We start from the raw sequence: 19433 nt of genomic DNA, 5'->3' as shown, positions 1-19433 counted from the left end.
GGTTCATAAGCCTATGATAGCGATGAGCTTAAAATGTTTCATCGATACTCTAAACGAGGTCTCAATGCGTCCCGTCCGTAAAGCTGTTTTCCCTGTCGCCGGCATGGGCACACGCTTCCTGCCCGCCACCAAGGCGATGCCCAAGGAAATGCTGCCCGTGGTCGATAAGCCATTGATTCAATACGCCGTCGAAGAGGCCGTTGCCGCAGGCATCACCGACCTGATATTCGTGACCGGACGCAATAAGCGCGCCATCGAAGACCACTTCGACTCCGCGCCGGAACTTGAATCCGACCTGGAAAGCAAAGCCAAGCACGAACTGCTTGCCATGGTGCGGGGCATTCTACCCGCGCATGTGAACTGTCTCTACATTCGCCAATCCGCGCCGCTGGGCCTGGGCCACGCCGTCCTGTCGGCCGCCCCCGCCGTGGGCGACGAACCCTTTGCCGTCTTGCTGGCCGACGACTTGATCGACGCCGACACGCCCGCCATGAAGCAGCTGGTGGACGTGGCCGTGGCCCAGAACGCCAGCGTGCTGGGCGTGCAGGACGTGCCCCGCGCCGACACCCGCAAGTACGGCATCGTGGCCACCCGCGCCGGCGAATCGCATCTGGATCCGCGCACCGAACGCGTCACGCATATCGTCGAAAAGCCCGATCCCGAAGACGCCCCCTCGACACTCGCCGTCGTGGGCCGATACGTGCTGGAAGCCGCCATTTTCGACCACCTGCGTTCGACCAAGATGGGCGCCGGCAATGAAATCCAGTTGACCGACGGCATTGCTTCGCTGATGCGCGAGCGCGCCGTATACGCGCACCGCTTTGAAGGCGTGCGCTACGACTGCGGCAACAAGGCAGGCATGTTCCAGGCCACGGTGGCGCTGGGCAAGAAGTATCATGGCCTGGTGCCGGAATAACCCAATCGCTGCCCGGCCCCCGGGCTCAGGCGGATAACGCCGCTCGGGCCTTGGCCCGGGCGCGCGCATCGCGGTCCACCTTGCGCAGTCTTCCCTTGGCCGACAGGCGCATCAACGTGCCCAAGGCCACCATCAAGCCGATCACTTCGACCAGCGCGGCCGGAATCCACATCGTCAGGCCGCCAATGGTCTGGTCGGTCTGGGCTGACATGGCGATGGCGCGTCCGCACAACTCGAACAACGGATAGATATCGCTTTCAGTGAAGGCGATGACCGCGCCCGCCACCATCTGCGGCAGCATGGTCAGCACGGGGGAAATGACGCGTCCACCCGGCGTCATGGCGGCGGGCGGCGCGGGGCGGCGGTCCAGGATCAGGTTCCAGTACATGAACCCGCTGATGACGACGGACCAGTTCATCAGACGGTACAGCCGCCAGTCCAGCATCGAATAGAACTGCACGGACGGGATCAGCCAGACCAGCACCAGGAAGACGAACAGCGTCGGCACGAAAATCTTGTTGGTCAGCACCGCGACGGTGACGCGCCCGCTGCGGGTGCGCAGAAAATCGCGCAGGCGAATGCGCCAGGACATCGGCAGCCCCGCGCGCATGACCTGCCCCGGAAACGCCGCCATCACCAGCAATGGACCCAGATGGTGCAGCACCAGATGCTGGATACGGTGAATGAAGAACATGCGTTCGGCGTAGTAATCGACCCGGGTGTGCATCGACAGATACAGCAGCACCAGACCCGCCCAGAAGAAAAAGCGGCGCGCGCGGGTGACGTGGTGAACGCGTTGGCCGCGCACGAACAGCACGATCGCCACCACGAAGGAGGCGACCAGCGTGGGAGAAACCTCCCAGGGTATGAGCCATTCAAGACTATCCATACGGGCCATCCGAAAGACATCGGGAAAGACAGAGCCGGCGACGCACCCCGACCGGTGGGCTGATTGTAGTAGACCGCGCCGGCCCCTGGTCCGATACGCCGGCCGGATCAGAAGCGATGCGACACGCCCGCTCCGACGCGAGTGGTGTGGGAATTGGCAGGGTCGAACTGATTATCCAGCGTGTAGTTGGAGGCGTAGCCGGCAAAGCTGTAAAGCGTGGTGCGAGGCGACAAGGCATAGGTATAACCCACGGTCGCCACCTGCGCCTTGCGCGCCGTCATGCCGTTATCCCATTGCCAGTCGGGCCGCGCCAGCGACCATTGCAGCAGCAACGTACCCGGGCCGATAGGCACGCTGGCGCCCAACAGCCAGGCGTTGATCGTGCCCCCCTGCACAAACGGGGCCGGACCCAGCCCCTGGCCCAGACCGTCCGGATCGCCTCCGTCCAGGCCCACATAGCCGTTTTGCTGGCGCGACCAGGCCAGCGACACCTTGACGACCTCGAAGTCGTAGGCCGCCCCCAGTTGCACGGCGCGGGGCCGCTTGCCGCTGGCCGCTGGCGAGTCGCCCAGCTGCAGTTGGTCCCAGGTGGCCACGGCCAGCAGCGGGCCGCTTTCGTACTTCAGGCCGACGCTGGTGGCCCGCGGGTTCTGGTTGGTTCGGAAACGATTCTGGTCGTCGGCGTCGAAGGAATAGCCGGCGCCAAGTTGAAAGCCGTTCCAGTCCGCCGACGTGACGTTCACCATGTTGCTGAACTGGTAGTTGTCCGACGCCTTGAACGTGGCGCCCATTCCCATTTCCTTCCAGGACGCGATCTCCAACGCATTGCCGTACATCTGGCCGATCGTGTGTTGGCGCCCGAGGCGCACCTCGCCATAGCGCTCGTTGCCCACGCCCACCCAGGTGGCGTAGTTGAACAAGCGGCCATCTTCGGCAGACTGGCCGCTGGACGGGTCGAAGCCGCTTTCCAGTTGGACCCGCGTGCGCCAGCCGCCGCCAAGATCCTCGACGCCCGACAGGCCCCACAACGAATCCGTCAGCCCGCCGTTCAGCACGCCCGCGTGGCTGCCCTGGCCGGACACGCTGGTCACGGCCACGCCGGCGTCGACCACGCCGTACAGTTGCAGGCCGAAGTCCTCGACCGCAGCGGCGGCGGCCAGCCCGGGCGGCAGGGCCAGACCCGTGATGAGGGCCGCAAAAAATGCCTTTTTCATGCTTTGCTCCAAAGGGGGCGAGCGCCCGCGCCCGCCCCACCCTATGTGGCCCGTTGCGGCCTTACTGCCAGCCGTAACGGCGTACCCAAATGCCCTTGAGGAATTGCGTCAGCACGCAATAGCTCAACAGCACCCCCACCAACCACGGGAAATAACCCCACGGCAAAGCTTGCAGCTGGAAGTACTCGGCCAGCGGCGAGAACGGCAGCCACAGGCCCGCCAGCACCACCATTGCCGTCATGCCCATCAACGGCCACGCCGCGCGGCTTTGCAGGAAAGGAATGCGGCGCGTGCGGATCATGTGCACGATCAGCGTTTGCGACAGCAAGCCTTCCACGAACCAGCCAGACTGGAACAACGTCTGATGCTCGGGCGCATTGGCGTGGAACACGAACCACATGATGGCGAACATGGCGATATCGAACAATGAGCTGATGGGGCCAAAGAACACCATGAACCGGCCCAAGCCGTCCGCATCCCATTGCTGCGGCTTCTTGAGCAGTTCTTCGTCGACATTGTCGAAGGGAATTGCCGTCTGCGACACGTCATACATCAAATTTTGCAGCAGCAGGTGGATGGGCAGCATCGGCAGGAACGGCAGGAAGGCGCTGGCGACCAGCACCGAAAAGACGTTGCCGAAATTCGAGCTGGCCGTCATCTTCAGGTACTTGAGCATGTTGCAGAAGGTCTTGCGGCCTTCGATCACGCCATCCTCCAGCACCATCAGGCTTTTTTCCAGCAGGATGATGTCGGCAGCCTCCTTCGAGATATCCACCGCCGAATCCACGGAAATGCCGACGTCAGCGGCGCGCAGGGCCGGTGCGTCATTGATGCCATCGCCCATGAACCCCACGGTGTCGCCCTGGGCGCGCAAGCTGCGCACGATGCGTTCCTTGTGCGCGGGCGTCAGCCGGGCAAACACGTTCGCCTCGCGCACCGCCACCGCCAGTTGCGCGTCGTCCATCGCTTCGATCTGCGCGCCGAGATAGACGCCGCGCACTTCGAAATCGACCTCGCGGCAGACCTTCTGCGTGACCAGCTCGACGTCACCGGTCAGCACCTTGACCTCGATGCCCGAGGCTTTCAGCGCCGCCAGCGCGGGGCCGGTCGATTCCTTGGGGGGGTCCAGGAACGCGATGTATCCCACCAGCACCAGATCGGACTCGTCCGCCACGCCGTAGGCCAGCTGCGTGGGCGGCATCTCCTTGACGCCCACGGCAATCACCCGCAGTCCGTCGCGGTTCAGCTCCGCCGTCACGCGCCGGATGTCCTCGCGCCGCGCGTCGGTCAGGGGGAAAACCGAATCCCCCACGCGCAGCCGGGTGCACGCCGTCAACATTTCTTCCAGCGCGCCCTTGCAGATCAATTCGTGGTGGTCGCGCCCGTTTTCCGTTTCATTGACCACGACAGACATCCGGCGGCGCGAGAAATCAAAAGGAATCTCATCGACCTTGCGGTATTTGGCGGCCAGGTTCAGGCTGCGCTTGACCTCGGCATGCTGCAACACCGCCACGTCCAGCAGGTTCTTCAGACCCGTCTGGTAGTAGCTGTTCAGGTAGGCATAGGCCAGCACATCATCGCTGCTGGAACCGTATACGTCCGTGTGGCGTTCCAGCACGATCCTGTCCTGCGTCAGCGTGCCCGTCTTGTCGGTGCACAGCACGTTCATCGCGCCCAGGTTCTGGATCGCGTCCAGCCGCTTCACGACGACCTTGCGGCGCGACATGCGCAACGCCCCCTTGGCCAGCGTGGCGGTGACGATCATCGGCAGCATCTCGGGCGTCAGGCCCACGGCGATCGCCAGCGCGAACAGCAGCGCCTCCAGCCAGTCGCCCTTGGTGACGCCGTTGATCACGAACACGATGGGCGCCATCACCAGCATGAAGCGGATCAGCACCCAGCTGACGCGGTTGATGCCCTGTTGAAACTGCGTGGGCGCACGGCTTTCCTGAGTCACGCGCCCGGCCAGCTGACCGAAATAGGTCTGCGAGCCGGTGGCGATGACCATCGCGCTGCCCGAGCCGCTGACCACGTTGGTGCCCATGAAAGCCATGTTCTCCAGTTCCAGCGAGTTGTCGGTGTGCTCGCGCTGGACGGCGTGCTTTTCCACCGGCAGCGACTCGCCGGTCAAGGCGGCCTGGGCGATGAACAGGTCCTTGGCGTTCAGGATGCGGCAATCGGCGGGAATCATGTCGCCAGCCGATAGCAGCACCACATCGCCGGGCACCAGCTCGGCCAGCGGCACTTCCATCTGGTACGAACCGGAGTCGTGCAGCGGCGCGCCGAAGACGCGCCTGCCATTTGCCGCTTCCGGCGTCAGCACGTCGGCGCGCAACACCGTGGCGGTGTTCTGCACCATGGCTTTCAGCGCTTCGGCGGCACGGTTCGACCGCAGTTCCTGGGCAAAGCGCAGCACGGTCGAGATGACCACCATGGACCCGATGATGCCCACCGCCGTCCACGACTTGTCGTCGGCCTGGGCCATACGCACGTCGGTCAGCCACGACAGCCCGGCCAACGCGGTCAGCAGCAGATTGAAGGGATTGCGGTAAGACAGCCACAGGTGCGTGTACCAGGCCAGTGGCTTTTCATGGTCGACCTCGTTGGCGCCGTGGCGTTCACGGGCGGCCAGCGCCTGTTCTTGCGTCAGGCCGCCACGACCGCTGGCCAGTAGCGAGAACAAGGCGTCCAGCCCCATGCGCGACTGCTCCAGCATGCGGCGGTTGGCGCCGCGCGAGGCGTCGGAAGGCGTCGAGGCGACAGCCGTTTGCGCGCCCTGCTCAAGAATGGGGGTGCGGCGGAAGTGGCGGCCTGCCCGCCGACGGCCAGCGGCGGACGAAAAAAAGGATTTCAGGAAGGTAAACATCGGAGTGCTCCGGTTTTTCTTTGATTTCTTGTCGGAGACACAGGCTCGCCCGCTCCCTGGCCAGGCACGCGGGCAGCAGCGAACCGCGGCAATCACAAGAAAGCCGTCGATCCGCCCGCTACGGGCGTGCTCAGGCACCGGGGCAAAGTTGCCGGTGTCCGGATCGCGTGGGATCGCGCCGGAGTGCGGAAAACGGAAAGGGAGCTAGCTAGGAATCGAGACCGGCGTCAGGGGCACGTTCGTCAGCGGCGACGAGGGCCAGGCCGGGATTCAATGCTGCGGAGTCCGTCGGAACCGGAATGTCTGTCCGGCCGGTCGGCTCGCAGTGGAGAAGACAGGTCAGACAGGCATGCCGGCGCCATGCACTTGGCGCAATCGAGGGTCGGGGTCTAAGGCACTAGGCATGATCTCTCCAGAAGACAGGGCGTTTTACGCGGCCATTGCGGCGGCTTGCGCGCCGAAATGCACGTGACGAACGGCGGGATTGGCGCTGAGGCGGCGCGCTTGCGACATCAATTCAGCGCGCAGTTCGGGCGGGCAATTGACGGTGATGCAAGCCGACGCCAGATTGGGATCGCGGCCTTGGTCGACCTGCACTTGCGAGACGTCCAGGCCAGCGGCGCTGAAGTCCAGGCAGATCTGCTTGCGCAAGGCGCCCAGTTCGTCGCGCGGGCAAATGACCGTCAAGCGCGAAGTGCCGCGACGGCGGCCCAGGGCGGTGGCACGGTCTACGCCGGCGCGGCGTAGGAACAAGTCGAAGAAACGCATAACGACCTCCATTGCGAAATGGGGAGCGTGATCGCGAGTACGCGTGCAGCCGGACGCGGCGCTTGGCGGGCGCGCACGAAAAACGTGCACGAACGCTGACGCTGCGACTAGCGGCGGTTCTGGCGGTTTACGTTGGGGAATGTCCCGGCAAGCCGAAGGCTTGCGCTATTGCCCGGGTAGGAACCCCGGGCTTGGGATACGCCGCAACCTGTATGACAGGATGCGGCAGATGGAGCTCTGCGTGTTTCCTGTCAGACAGCGATGTCGATGCAAGATCGACTACTTTCGCCGGAATCGGTATTCACGAAGACTGCTCCTGAGATGGATAACAGACGGATTTTACGCGGGTTTTTACTGATGGACAAGGTTTTTGCGGCTCGCGGGCGCAAAGGCCGCAAAAAAATAAAAAGCGGCGCAAACCCCTCAGGGTTTTGCGCCGCTTCTGTCTGCTGCCCGTCTCGCGTCAGGCGTAGAAATGCCAGCCCAGGTACGCGGCAAACAACGCGTAAAAGCCCCCTACGGCGGACAGCGCCGGCACGCTCATGACCGAGCGGCGGAAGCGCAGCCACAACAGGCCGATCGACAACATGGTGAACAGGCCGGCGGCCAGCAAGGGCGCATCCAGCAGCCACGGGGTCATGAAGATGCCCAATGCGCTGGGGATGGTGGCCTGGATCATCATGGCGCCCGAGATATTGGCCAGCGCCAGGCGTTCCTTACCCTGCCGCACCCAGATCAGCGCGTTCATGATTTCGGGCAGTTCAGTGGCCACCGGGGCCAGCAGCAAGGCCGCCACGTGCGGCGACGCGCCCATGGCCACGCCCAGCACTTCGATCTGATTCACGAAGACGTGCGATGCCCCGGCAATCACCACCAACGCCAGAATCGTTTGCGAGGCCGCCCAGAACATCGAAGGGTCCGTGTCGCGCGGACGCAGCTTGAGCGGTTCCAGATCTTCGCTATCGGCGCGCTCCTCGTCGTGGCTCAGTTCGCGTTTGACGTACAGGCCGTAAGTAGCCAGGAACAGGATGCCCAGCCAGGGCTTCCAGGCGAAGGCCAGCAGGCCCAGACCCACCTTGAACACAAAGATGCCCATGAACCAGGCCTGGTCGCGGGCCAGACGGCGCTGGTCCGCGTTGATACAGTTGGCCTTGGCCGGCTGGCCGCCCCGGCGCGCGCGCCACAGCGCTATACCCACCACCGCGTAGGCCAAGGTCGCCAATACCAGCGGGCCGCCCATGGCCGCGCCAACGCCGATGTCTTTTTGTTCAGGGGTTTCGCCGAACACGACGGCCATGAAGGTGACCGCGCTTTCGGGCAGGGCTGTACCGAAGGCCGCCAGCACGGTGCCGGTGGCGGTAGCGCCCAGGTGAAAGCGGTGTCCGACCCATTCAACGCCATTGACGAAGAATTCGCAGGCGAAATAAATCACTGCCGCGGACAGGAAAAACAGGAACAGGGTGAGCAACATATGAGTGCAGCCGGACGAGCAGAAACCAATTGGCGCGACGCAACGGCTCGCCCGGCTAGGGTGAACGCTACGCGGCCAAAGGTCTCGCCTGGCTGATCCATGCGGCGGGCGGGGCCGCGTGCATGGAAACCGTTAGCGCCATGGGGTTCTAGCAACCGCTACGCGGCACTGAACCACCAAGTCTGTTGACGCTAACTCCTTTGGGGACAAAGGATGGCTACTCCCCAATGACAGAGACGCGATTGTAGCAGCGCAAACCGCGCCGTCCAGTCTCATGTAGCCGTCGTCGTGCGATACCCGGTTCTGCTGTTGTTTGCGCGCGATAGCGGGGTAAAGTAAGCCGCATCCACATTCTTCGCGGGGTTCGCGCCCCTGCCCGCCATGAGCCTGCCTCCCGCCGACATCGCCCCCTTTGCCGCCCGTCGCCAACGCCTGATGCAACGGATGCGGGCCGAAGGCGGCGGGATCGCCATCCTGGCGACCTCCCCCGAGGCCATCCGCAACCGCGACGCCGAATTCCCCTACCGCCACGACAGTGACTTTTTCTACCTGACCGGCTTTACCGAGCCCGCCGCCTGGCTGGTGCTGATCGCAGGGGCCACGGACCGCGCGCTGCTGTTCTGCCGGCCGCGCCATGTAGAGCATGAAATCTGGGAAGGCAAGCGGTTCGGTCCCGAGGCGGCGGCAGAATACTTCGGCTTTGACGACGCCCACCCGATCGATGCGCTGGACGAGCTTGTCCCCAAGCTGATGCTGGACCATCCCACGCTCTACGCCCCGCTGGCGGGTGACAAGCGCCACGACGGACGCCTGCATCGCTGGCTGGCCAGCGCCCGCGAGGCGGCCCGCGCCGGGCATGCGCCGCCCAGCCGCCAGCAGGACCTGCGCCCCCTGCTGGCCGAAATGCGGCTGATCAAGGATGCGGCCGAAATTGCCACCATGCGGCGCGCCGCCAAGATCTCGGCCGGCGCCCACGCCCGCGCCATGCGAGTCGCCCGCGCCGGCATGCACGAGTACGAGCTCGAAGCCGAACTGCTGTATGAATTCCGCCGCCATGGCGCGCAGGCCGTGGCCTACAACAGCATCGTCGCTGCCGGCGCCAACGCGTGCGTGCTGCACTACCCCGCTGGCGAGGCCGTGCTGCGCGACGGCGATCTGGTGCTGATCGACGCGGGTTGCGAGGTGGACAGCTACGCAAGCGACATCACCCGCACCTTTCCCGTCAATGGCCGTTTCAGCGGTCCGCAGCGCGCGCTGTACGACCTGACCGTGGCGGCGCAAGAGGCCGCGGCGGCGGCCACCGCGCCGGGGCGCACCTTCAACGACGGCCACGAAGCCGCGCTGCGTGTGCTGGCGCAGGGCATGATCGACCTGAAACTGTTGAAGGGCTCGCTGGACGGCGTGCTGGAATCGGGCGATTACAGCCGCTTCTACATGCACCGCACCGGCCACTGGCTGGGCCTGGACGTGCATGACGTCGGCGATTACCGTGAGCCCGGTCCCGTGCAAGGTGGCGACCGCCCATGGCGCAAGCTGGAACGCGGGATGATGCTGACGATCGAACCCGGCATCTACGTGCGCCCCGCCGACGACGTGCCGGAAATCTACTGGAACATTGGCATCCGCACCGAGGACGACGCGCTGGTCACGGACGAAGGCTGCGAATTGATTACGCGTGGGGTGCCGGTCAAGGCATCGGAGATCGAAGCGCTGATGCGGGAATAGGCGCAGGCCGCGCAGGGGCGGCGGGGGCGACAGCTGCGCGTAGGCGTCGGGCGGCGGCCGCCCGATTACCGCAGCGGCGGCTTCGCGCCATACCCGCTGATCGAGGAAATCGGCCGCCGAGCCGGCCTACAGCACCAGCCCGTCCAGCCAACCCATCGCCACCCAGACATACACCACCACCATTGCGATGGCGAACATCGACACCACAGACCCCACCAGGCACGCCATGAGCGCCACCAGCACCGGCCCCCAACCCGTGGACGTGGGCCGGCCCAGATCGGGGTTGTAGCGGCGGTCGAATTTCTCGTCGGACATCAGCGAGAACACGGCGCTTTCGATGAACCCGTCGATCATGGGGATGAAGACGACGAAGAAGGCGGGGTTGTCGTACCAGACGGGGTAGAAGCGAAACGCGCAGAACAGGCACACGACGGTCAGCAGCGTGACCGCCCAGGCGTGCCGGCGGCCCAGATACCACCAGTGCGCGCCCAGCCAGCCGAACAGGCAGGCGAGCAGCCCCAAGGTGACCTTGCCGCGCGGGCGGCGGGCGGGGGCAGCGGACAGCGAAGTAGAAGCCTGGACCTGCGTCATGTCGATCAACCGAAAGGGTTACGCGCGGCCCGCCGCGCTCGCTGTGCCGGATTGTAGTGGACGGTTAAAATCCCGGCATGACTGCATCCGCCTTCGACATAGCGATTCTTGGCGCCGGCCCCGTGGGCCGCGTCCTGGCCCTGATGCTGGCGCGCGTGGCGCCGGACCCGGCGCGCATCGCGCTGCTGGCGGGCAGCACGCCCACGCCGGTCACGCCCGCCGCCGCCGTTCCGGCCGCCGACCCCCGCGTGCTGGCGATGAACCACGGTAGCCGCGTGTTGCTGGAGTCGTTGCAGGCGTGGCCCGATCGCTCGGCCGACATCCGCAACATCCACGTGTCGCAGCGTGGCCGATTGGGCCGCACCGTCATCCAGAACACCGATTTCAACGTGCCGCAGTTGGGCAGCGTGGTGGCGTATTCCGGCCTGCATGCCAAGCTGGACGAACGCGTGGCTGCCTCTGGCGTCACGGTGCTGTCCGGCCCTGCCGCCCAGGTCGAGCGCCAGGACGCGGACGGCGTGCGCATCATCCAGGGCGACAACACCTTGCTGTGCCAGGTCGCCGTGCAGTCGGACGGCGCCGGCGCCACGGACGTGCGCCGCGACTACGGCCAACACGCCGTCCTGACCACCGCCCACGCCACCTTGCCGCGCCGGGGCTGGGCCTGGGAACGATTCACCTCCGAGGGCCCGCTGGCCCTGTTGCCCCACCCCCAGACGCCCGACGCCTATTCGGTGGTGTGGTGCAGCGCGCCCGAACGCGCGGCCGAACTTGCCGCGATGGACAACGCCGCCTTTTCCACGGCATTGACGCAGGCATTCGGCGATCGGCTGGGCCGCTTGTCCAGCCACGCCCCGCGCCACGTCTTCCCGCTGGCGCTGGCCGCGCGGCGCGCGCAGGTGCAGGGCCGCGTGGTCGCCATCGGAAACGCCGCGCAGACGCTGCATCCCGTCGCGGGCCAGGGCCTGAACCTGGGGCTGCGCGATGCCGCCCGGCTGGCGCAGACATTGGCCGGTTGGCTGACGCGGCCGGCGGCAAGCCCGAGCCTGCTGCTGGCGGAATTCGCACAGGCGCGGCACGTCGACCGCGCCATCACGGCGGGCCTGACGGACCTGATGCCCCGCGTCTTCGCCACGGGCCTGGCGCCCGTCGAACATGCTTGCGGCCTGGCGCTGCTGGGCATGGATCTGGCCTCGCCGCTGCGCGCGCCGTTGGCCAAGCATCTGTTGCAGGGCTTTCGCGCCTGAGCCGTCCCGGCCGGGCCGGCTTGCGCCCTCTTTCTCGACCCTTCAGGCCGCCCGGGCAGCTTCGGTGATCCGCCCCTACGATCCGCGCCGCGCCGTGGGTTTTCTTCCCCGCTTGTTACCAAGCTGTCGCCCCCCAAAAACGGGGGTTCGATCGAGCCGGTTAAAATGTGACCATGCGCATAGGCCAATGGACCCTTCCCAACAACGTTCTTGTCGCGCCCATGGCGGGCGTGACGGACCGTCCGTTCCGACAACTTTGCAAGAAGTTGGGGGCCGGCTACGCGGTGTCCGAAATGGCCGCCAGCAACCCCAAGCTATGGGATAGCGTGAAGACATCGCGCCGTCTGAACCATGACGGCGAGATCGCCCCCATTTCGGTCCAGATTGCCGGGGCCGACCCCGCAATGATGGCCGAGGCGGCGGTGTTCAACGCCAACAAGGGCGCGCGCATCATCGACATCAACATGGGATGCCCGGTCAAGAAAGTGTGCAACGTGGCGTCCGGCTCGGCGTTGCTGCGCCACGAAGACCTGATCGCCCGCATCCTGGACGCCGTGGTGTCGGCCTGCGCGCCGCTGGGCGTGCCGGTCACGCTGAAGACTCGCACGGGCTGGGACCGCGAAAGCCGCAATGCGCTGCGCGTGGCCAAGCTGGCCGAAAATGCCGGCATCGCGGCGCTGACGCTGCACGGCCGTACGCGCGCCGACCTCTATACGGGCGAGGCGGAATATGACACTATCCGCGCCGTCAAGGCCGAGCTGACCATCCCCGTGATCGCAAACGGAGATATCGACTCGCCTGAAAAAGCCAAGCACGTCCTGGATTACACTGGCGCCGACGCGGTCATGATTGGCCGGGCGGCTCAAGGCCGTCCCTGGATCTTCCGCGAAATCGATCACTATTTGCGCACGGGCGAGTCACTGGCCCCTCCCTCCCATGGGGAAATGCGCGAGCTGTTGCTTGAACATCTCGACGACCATTACCGGTTCTATGGCGAACACACCGGCGTACGCACGGCGCGCAAGCATATTGGCTGGTATCTGGACGGCCTGCCGGGCGCGGATTCGTTCTGCGCCCGCATGAACCTGATCGACAATACCCGCGACCAGTGGCGGGCGGTGTCGGATTGGTTCGATACCCTCTCGCGCGACGCAATGCCCCACCGGGCGCCGGTCGCAGAAGCCCTGATGGCGGCATAACCGCCACAACACCAACATAAAAATATCTGTACTCAAATGAGCAAGAAAGATGTCCTGGAAGAATGCGTGCGCGCCAGCCTGGAGCGCTATTTCGAAGACTTGGGTGAATCCGAGCCCCACGATATGTGGGACATGGTGATGCGCTGCGTGGAACGCCCGGTGCTTGAAGTAGCGCTGGAGCGTTCGGGCGGCAACCAGTCGCGCGCTTCCGAAATGCTGGGCATCACCCGCAACACACTGCGCAAGAAGTTGCTGGCGCACAATATCCAGGTATAGCTTTTCCGAGAAGGCCGCCCCCCCCGGCGGGCGCCGACCTTTCCCACCCCGATTTCCCATCCCGACCTGAACGAGAAAGGCTCACCGCCCGACTCCCGTCCCCCACCATGAAAATCGAAACCGCCCTGCTTTCGGTGTCCGACAAGACCGGCATCGTTGAATTTGCCCGCGCCCTGGCTGCGCGTGGCGTGCGCCTCTTGTCGACTGGCGGCACCGCCAAGTTGCTCGCCGACTCCGGCCTGACCGTCACCGAAGTGGCTGCCCACACGGGTTCGCCGGAGATCCTGGATGGCCGCGTCAAGACGCTGCACCCCAAGATTCACGGCGGCCTGCTGGCCCGTCGCGACAGCGCCGAGCACATGGACACCATCAAGGCGGCGGGCATCGATCGCATCGACATGCTGGTGGTGAACCTGTATCCGTTCCGTGAAACGGTCGCCAAGCCGGACTGCACGTTCGCCGACGCGGTCGAGAACATCGACATCGGCGGCCCCGCCATGCTGCGCGCCGCCGCCAAGAACCACGGCACCGAAGCCGGTGGCGTGACGGTCGTGATCGACCCGGTCGACTACTCGCGCGTGCTGGCCGAAATGGACAAGGGCGGCAGCACGTCCTATGGCCTGCGCCTGGCGCTGGCCGCGAAGGTCTACGCCCACACCGCCGCCTATGACGGCGCCATCGCCGCCTACCTGACCAGCCTGGCCGACGCCGAGCCGGCCCAGGAAGCCGTGCCGGCCCGCAACGAATGGCCGGGCACGCTGACCCTCCAGGTCAAGCAGCAACAAGCGCTGCGCTACGGCGAAAACCCGCACCAGACCGCCGCGTTCTACGTCGACGCGCAGCGTCCGGCCGGGCTGTTGGGCAATTACCGCCAGTTGCAGGGCAAGGAACTGTCCTACAACAACATCGCCGACGCCGACGCCGCATGGGAATGCGCGCGCAGCTTCGACGCGCCGGCCTGCGTCATCGTCAAGCATGCCAACCCCTGCGGCGTGGCCGTCGCGGCCGATACGCTGGGCGCCTACCAGCAGGCATTCAAGACCGACCCGACCTCCGCGTTCGGCGGCATCATCGCCTTTAACCGCCCGGTGGACGCCGCCACGGCCGAAGCCGTCAGCGCGCAGTTCCTGGAAGTGCTGCTGGCGCCCGCCTACGACGGCGCCGCGCTGGCCATCCTGGCCGCCAAGAAGAACGTGCGCGTGCTGGAAGTGCCGATGGGCGTGGGCCAGAACGCCTTCGACATCAAGCGCGTGGGCGGCGGCTGGCTGGTGCAGAGCCCGGACGCCTACAACGTGCCGCGCGATGCGCTCAAGGTGGTCAGCAAGCGCCAGCCCACCGAGCAGGAAATGAATGACCTGGCTTTCGCCTGGAAGGTCGCCAAGTACGTCAAGTCCAACGCCATCGTGTTCGTGGGCGGCGGCATGACCCTGGGCGTGGGCGCCGGCCAGATGAGCCGCATCGACTCGGCGCGCATCGCGTCGATCAAGGCGGAAAACGCCGGCCTGACGCTGAAGGGCTCGGCCGTGGCGTCGGATGCGTTCTTCCCCTTCCGCGACGGCCTGGACGTCGTGGTGGCGGCAGGCGCGACCTGCGTGATCCAGCCCGGTGGCAGCATGCGTGACGACGAAGTCATCGCCGCAGCCGACGAGCATGGCATCGCCATGGTGCTGACCGGCACCCGCCACTTCCGCCACTGATGCGCGTCCTGGGCATCGATCCCGGCTTGCGCCGCACCGGCTTCGGTGTGATCGATGCCGAGGGTTCGCGGCTGCGCTATGTCGCCAGCGGGACCATCGTGGTCCCGCCGGCGCTGACGCTGGCCGAGCGCCTGAAAGTCATCCTGGACAATCTGCGCGAGGTCGCGCGCGACACGCAACCCGATGTCGCGGCGCTGGAAATCGTTTTTCTGAACACCAACCCGGCCTCGACCCTGCTGCTGGGCCAGGCCCGCGGCGCGGCGCTATGCGCGCTGGCGGACAGTTCGCTGGCGGTGCATGAATACACCGCCTTGCAAATCAAGAAAGCCGTCGTGGGCACCGGACGCGCCGCCAAAGAGCAGGTGCAGATGATGGTGCAGCACCTGCTGTCCCTGGACGGCGTGCCCGCCCCCGACTCCGCCGACGCCCTGGCCTGCGCCATCTGCCACGCGCACGTGGGCCCCATGCAGGACAAGCTGGAACGGCTGGGCACGGCGCTGCGCATGGGCGGCAAGACGCGCATCCGCAATGGCCGCCTGATCGGCTGATCCCGCTGCGCGCAAGCCGCGCAGGCCATCCGCTAAATCCCCCACTGCGTCACCCCCGCCCCCCGCGCGTATAGAATGCCCGCATTCGCCGCGCATCCCGCGCGCGCCACCGCTACCAGGCCTTCATCACCATGATCGGACGCATTACCGGAACCCTGATCGAAAAGCTGCCTCCCACCATCTGCGTGGACGTGGGCGGCTTGGGGTATGACATCGACGTGTCCATGACGACGCTGTATTCGCTGCCCGAGACCGGCGCGCGCGTCACGCTTTATACGCACCTGACGGTGCGCGAAGACGCGCACATCCTGTATGGCTTTGGCACGGCGGGCGAACGCAGCGCGTTTCGAGAGCTGATCAAGGTCAGCGGCATCGGCGCACGCACGGCGCTGTCGGTGTTGTCCGGCATGTCGGTCGCCGATCTGGCGCAGGCCATCACCTTGCAGGAATCGGGCCGACTGACCCGCGTGCCGGGCATCGGCAAGAAGACGGCCGAAAGATTGCTGCTGGAAATGCGCGGCAAGCTGGGGGCCGATATCGGCGCCGCGTCGCACGCCACGCCGGATCATCAGTCGGACATCCTGAATGCGCTGCTGGCCTTGGGGTACTCGGAAAAGGAATCGCTGTCGGCGCTCAAGGGCCTGCCCGAAGGCGTGGGCGTGTCCGACGGCATCAAGCAGGCATTGAAGGCGCTGGCGCGCTAAGACGCGCGCTGCAGATAGCGCGGCGCCACGGCCTCAAGGCCCGTCGGCACCACGCGCAATTCCGGCGCGATCGGCCCCACGCAGATGTTGTCGCGGCGCAGGGAATCCAGATTGTCGCGCGACATCAAGGGTTCGCCGGGCATGCATTCGAAGAGGCGGGCCTGGATGCGCCCCACGCCCATCGGCACGGGCACCACCGGGCGCGGATGCCCGCTCCAGGCCGCGCACAAGCGCGCGATCTCACCCAGCGTGTAGACCTGCGGCCCACCCAATTCATAGGTCTTGCCACAAGTGTGGTTGTCGGCCAGCGCGGTGGCCATGGCCGCCACCACGTCTCCGACATAGACGGGCTGCATGCGCGCGTGCGCACCCGCCAGCGGCAGCACCGGCAGCCAGCGGGCCAGCGATGCAAACATATTGGTGAAATTGTCGTCCGGGCCAAAAATGACCGAGGGCCGGAAGATGGTCCATCCGCTGTCGATGCCGGACGGAAATTCAGCTTTGATGGCGGCCTCGCCGTCGCCCTTGGAACGCTGGTACATGCTGTCGCCCTGGGAATCGGCCCCCAGCGCGCTGATGTGCAGCAGGCGTCGAACTCCATGACGCTGGCACGCTCGCGCGATGCGCTGCGGCAGATGCACGTGCGCCCGCGCAAACGCGGAGCCATAAGGTTTGCCGACATTGCCGTGCAGGATACCCACCAGGTTCACCACCGCGTCGCAGCCGCTGACCAGACGGTCCAGCACGGCATCGTCGTGGATGTCGGTCTGGATCAGCGTGGTCGTGGGCAGGACTTGCAGCTCGCTGCCGCGCGCCAACAGGCGGGTGGGCACGATGATCTGGTGCAGGTCGCCGGAAAGCCGGGCAATCAGATGACGGCCGATGAAACCGGTGCCGCCGATGACAAGGATACGCATGCAGCTGGCCCCTGTTCGTCAGGATCGAGACCCGATTCTGCCCTGCACAGGCGACAACCGCAAGCACGCATCGACGGCCCGGACCCGGGCCGCCGCGCGTGCATCAGGAAGCCAGCAGGCGCGAGTAGACCGGAAGGTCGACGTTGCCACCGCTGATGATGACGCCGACCCGCGCGCCACGCACCGGCACCACGTTCTGCATGACCGCGGCGGCAGCCAGGCAGCCCGTAGGTTCGACGACCATCTTCATCCGTTCGGCGAAGAACTTCATGGTGGTCACCAACTGTTCGTCGGCGACGGTGACGATATCGCGCACATACTTTTGAATGAGCGGGAACGTCAGGTTGCCCAGGTGCGTGGTGGCCGCGCCGTCGGCAAGCGTCTTGGGGGCGGGTATGCGGACGATTTCACCCTTGCGCAGCGACTGCTGGCCGTCATTGCCGGCTTCCGGCTCCACGCCGTACACCAGGCAGCGCGGGCTCAGTGCGAAGGCCGACAGGGCCGATCCCGACAACAGCCCGCCGCCGCCCAGGCAGACGAACAGATAGTCCAGTTCGCCGACTTCCTCGAACAGTTCCTTGGCGGCCGTCCCCTGCCCGGCGATCACGTCTTCGTGGTCATAGGGCGGGATCAGCGTGGCCCCGGTTTCGGCCTGGATGCGGTGGGCGATCTGTTCGCGGTCTTCGGTGTAGCGATCGTAGGTGACGATCTTGCCGCCGTAGCCTTCCGTGGCGGCGCGCTTGGCCGCCGGGGCGTCCAGCGGCATGATGATCGTGGCCGACACGCCTTGCAGCTTGGATGCCAAGGCGATGGCCTGCGCATGGTTGCCGGACGAAAACGTCACCACGCCCGCGGCGCGCTGTTCGGGGCTCAGGCGCGCGATGGCGTTGTAGCCGCCGCGAAACTTGAAGGCGCCCATGCGCTGGAAGTTTTCGCACTTGAAGAAGATCGACGCGCCGCTGATGGCGTCGGCCGTGGCCGAAGTCAGGACGGGCGTACGGTGTGCGTTGCCGGCCAGGCGCTCGCTGGCGCGTACGACGTCATCATAAGTGGGCAGTTCGGGCAGCATGGAAATCTGGTCCTTTGATCGCGGGATGTCGAAACCCCAGGATCATAAACCTGTCACGCCGATTGCGCCGCCCCCTTATGGAGGCTGCCTTGATCCATGCGCGTACGGCAAGGATGAGCTGCCGTTGATCCCCGTGCGCCCGGTAGTGACGGGCTGGCATTGATCCGAGTGCGCCCCGTCGGGGCGGGCTGCCGCTGATTCGCGCGCGCCCGGCAGCAGCGGGCTGCCGGTGATCCGCCGAGCCCGACAGCTACTTGTTGAACAGGTCGCCGCTGCCGGTGGCCGCGCCAGCCGGGGGCGCCAGGCCCAGATGGCGCCAGGTCGACAGCGTGGCGGTGCGGCCGCGCGGAGTGCGTTGCAGGTAGCCGTGCTGGATCAGGTAGGGCTCGATCACGTCTTCAATGGTGTCGCGCTCTTCGCCGATCGCGGCGGCCAGGCTGTCCACGCCAACCGGCCCGCCATCGAACTTGTGGATGATGGCTTCAAGCAGCTTGCGGTCCATCAGATCCAGGCCCTGCGGGTCCACTTCCAGCATGGCCAGCGCGCGGCCGGCGACGTCGGCGTCGATGGTGCCGCTGGCCTTGACCTCGGCGTAGTCGCGCACGCGGCGCAGCAGGCGGTTGGCGATGCGGGGCGTGCCGCGCGCGCGGCGCGCCACTTCCGCCGCGCCGTCCGGCGTGATGGTGGCGTTGAGCAGCCCGGCGCTGCGGGTCACGATATGGCCCAGGTCGGTAGCGTTGTAGAACTCAAGCCGCGACACAATGCCGAAGCGGTCGCGCAGCGGGTTGGTCAGCATGCCGGCCCGCGTCGTGGCGCCCACCAGCGTAAAGGGTTGCAGGTCCAGCTTGACGCTGCGCGCGGCGGGGCCTTCGCCGATCAGGATGTCGATCTGGAAATCTTCCAGCGCCGGGTAGAGGATTTCCTCGACCACGGGCGACAGGCGGTGGATTTCGTCGATGAACAGCACATCGTTCTTTTCCAGATTGGTCAGCAAGGCCGCCAGATCACCGGGACGCTCCAGCACGGGGCCGGATGTCTGGCGCAACTGCACGCCCATTTCATGCGCAATGATGTGGGCCAGCGTGGTCTTGCCCAGGCCCGGAGGGCCGAACAGCAGCACGTGGTCCAGCGCTTCGCCGCGCTTGCGGGCGGCGGCAATAAAAATTTCCAGCTGTTCGCGCGCGCGCTGCTGACCCACGTATTCCTGTAGCGCCTTGGGCCGCAAGGCGCGCTCGATCGATTCCTCGTTGGGCGATACCGGCTGCGGCGCCACGATGCGGGGGGCGTCGGGACGAGAGGAAAGAGAATCGGACTGGATGGCCATGGTGCGGAAAAC

Annotated in this window: 17 protein-coding genes and 1 riboswitch; of the genes, 8 read left to right on the top strand and 9 right to left on the bottom strand. The window is 65.9% G+C overall.

Annotated elements, in window-relative coordinates:
- Window positions 1–64: 64 nt before the first annotated feature.
- Window positions 65–916: a UTP--glucose-1-phosphate uridylyltransferase GalU gene (galU, locus tag API01S_RS07820; RefSeq protein ID WP_039882814.1), complete on the top strand. Its 852-nt coding sequence runs from the start codon at window positions 65–67 to the stop codon at window positions 914–916.
- Window positions 917–941: 25 nt separating this feature from the next.
- Here the strand turns inward: galU and API01S_RS07815 are convergent, their stop codons facing one another.
- The 5 genes from API01S_RS07815 to API01S_RS07795 form a co-directional block, all read right to left on the bottom strand.
- Entirely contained in the window at window positions 942–1814 is an 873-nt protein-coding gene (locus tag API01S_RS07815) for a cytochrome c oxidase assembly protein (RefSeq protein WP_006217681.1), read from the bottom strand.
- A gap of 98 nt (window positions 1815–1912) precedes the next feature.
- The gene (locus tag API01S_RS07810; protein WP_061304087.1) at window positions 1913–3019 is read right to left on the bottom strand and encodes a porin; all 1107 of its coding nucleotides are present in this window, start codon (window positions 3017–3019) and stop codon (window positions 1913–1915) included.
- A 61-nt stretch (window positions 3020–3080) separates the two neighbouring features.
- Complete coding sequence (gene mgtA / locus API01S_RS07805; RefSeq protein ID WP_061304086.1) at window positions 3081–5885, bottom strand: magnesium-translocating P-type ATPase; 2805 nt, start codon at window positions 5883–5885, stop codon at window positions 3081–3083.
- A gap of 429 nt (window positions 5886–6314) precedes the next feature.
- Window positions 6315–6653, bottom strand: a complete 339-nt coding sequence (locus API01S_RS07800) for a hypothetical protein (protein ID WP_039882806.1) — start codon at window positions 6651–6653, stop codon at window positions 6315–6317.
- A gap of 463 nt (window positions 6654–7116) precedes the next feature.
- The gene (locus tag API01S_RS07795; RefSeq protein WP_006217676.1) at window positions 7117–8124 is read right to left on the bottom strand and encodes a sodium:calcium antiporter; all 1008 of its coding nucleotides are present in this window, start codon (window positions 8122–8124) and stop codon (window positions 7117–7119) included.
- 79 nt (window positions 8125–8203) lie between these two features.
- Window positions 8204–8369, bottom strand: a riboswitch (yybP-ykoY riboswitch).
- A 136-nt stretch (window positions 8370–8505) separates the two neighbouring features.
- Between API01S_RS07795 and API01S_RS07790 the strand changes: the two genes are divergently transcribed.
- Complete coding sequence (locus API01S_RS07790) at window positions 8506–9849, top strand: aminopeptidase P N-terminal domain-containing protein (RefSeq protein ID WP_006217674.1); 1344 nt, start codon at window positions 8506–8508, stop codon at window positions 9847–9849.
- Window positions 9850–9975: 126 nt separating this feature from the next.
- On the opposite strand, the gene API01S_RS07785 is transcribed toward API01S_RS07790, so the two are convergent.
- Window positions 9976–10440 carry a TM2 domain-containing protein gene (locus API01S_RS07785; protein WP_061304620.1) on the bottom strand — a complete coding sequence of 155 codons (465 nt, stop codon included), beginning with the start codon at window positions 10438–10440 and terminating at the stop codon, window positions 9976–9978.
- A gap of 77 nt (window positions 10441–10517) precedes the next feature.
- Here API01S_RS07785 and API01S_RS07780 point away from each other — a divergent pair, with 77 nt between their 5' ends.
- The 6 genes from API01S_RS07780 (at window position 10518) to ruvA (ending at window position 16111) form a co-directional block, all read left to right on the top strand.
- Window positions 10518–11687: a UbiH/UbiF/VisC/COQ6 family ubiquinone biosynthesis hydroxylase gene (locus API01S_RS07780; RefSeq protein WP_061304084.1), complete on the top strand. Its 1170-nt coding sequence runs from the start codon at window positions 10518–10520 to the stop codon at window positions 11685–11687.
- A 173-nt stretch (window positions 11688–11860) separates the two neighbouring features.
- Complete coding sequence (gene dusB, locus API01S_RS07775; RefSeq protein ID WP_061304082.1) at window positions 11861–12886, top strand: tRNA dihydrouridine synthase DusB; 1026 nt, start codon at window positions 11861–11863, stop codon at window positions 12884–12886.
- A 36-nt stretch (window positions 12887–12922) separates the two neighbouring features.
- A complete protein-coding gene (locus API01S_RS07770) occupies window positions 12923–13162 on the top strand; it encodes a helix-turn-helix domain-containing protein (RefSeq protein ID WP_006217670.1) in 240 nt (79 codons plus the stop codon).
- 107 nt (window positions 13163–13269) lie between these two features.
- Entirely contained in the window at window positions 13270–14859 is a 1590-nt protein-coding gene (purH, locus tag API01S_RS07765; RefSeq protein WP_006217669.1) for a bifunctional phosphoribosylaminoimidazolecarboxamide formyltransferase/IMP cyclohydrolase, read from the top strand.
- Window positions 14859–15407: a crossover junction endodeoxyribonuclease RuvC gene (gene ruvC / locus API01S_RS07760; RefSeq protein WP_006217668.1), complete on the top strand. Its 549-nt coding sequence runs from the start codon at window positions 14859–14861 to the stop codon at window positions 15405–15407. Before purH ends, ruvC begins: the two co-directional genes overlap by 1 nt.
- Before the next feature lie 131 nt (window positions 15408–15538).
- The gene (gene ruvA / locus API01S_RS07755) at window positions 15539–16111 is read left to right on the top strand and encodes a Holliday junction branch migration protein RuvA (RefSeq protein ID WP_006217667.1); all 573 of its coding nucleotides are present in this window, start codon (window positions 15539–15541) and stop codon (window positions 16109–16111) included.
- On the opposite strand, the gene API01S_RS07750 is transcribed toward ruvA, so the two are convergent.
- The 3 genes from API01S_RS07750 to ruvB form a co-directional block, all read right to left on the bottom strand.
- Window positions 16108–17028: a complex I NDUFA9 subunit family protein gene (locus tag API01S_RS07750; protein WP_050728018.1), complete on the bottom strand. Its 921-nt coding sequence runs from the start codon at window positions 17026–17028 to the stop codon at window positions 16108–16110. The two genes, ruvA and API01S_RS07750, sit on opposite strands and share 4 nt — an antisense overlap.
- Window positions 17029–17131: 103 nt before the next feature.
- Window positions 17132–18097, bottom strand: coding sequence for a threo-3-hydroxy-L-aspartate ammonia-lyase (locus tag API01S_RS07745; protein WP_050728019.1), 966 nt, complete (start codon window positions 18095–18097; stop codon window positions 17132–17134).
- A gap of 250 nt (window positions 18098–18347) precedes the next feature.
- On the bottom strand, window positions 18348–19421 hold the full coding sequence (gene ruvB / locus API01S_RS07740; protein ID WP_039882803.1) for a Holliday junction branch migration DNA helicase RuvB: 1074 nt from the start codon (window positions 19419–19421) through the stop codon (window positions 18348–18350).
- Window positions 19422–19433: the final 12 nt, after the last annotated feature.

It is taken from the genome of Achromobacter piechaudii NBRC 102461, assembly GCF_001571245.1.
In the GTDB taxonomy this organism is placed as follows: Bacteria; Pseudomonadota; Gammaproteobacteria; order Burkholderiales; family Burkholderiaceae_B; genus Achromobacter; species Achromobacter piechaudii.
Note: the sequence above shows the minus strand (reverse complement) of the source record. Positions and strands in the feature narration are given on the sequence as shown.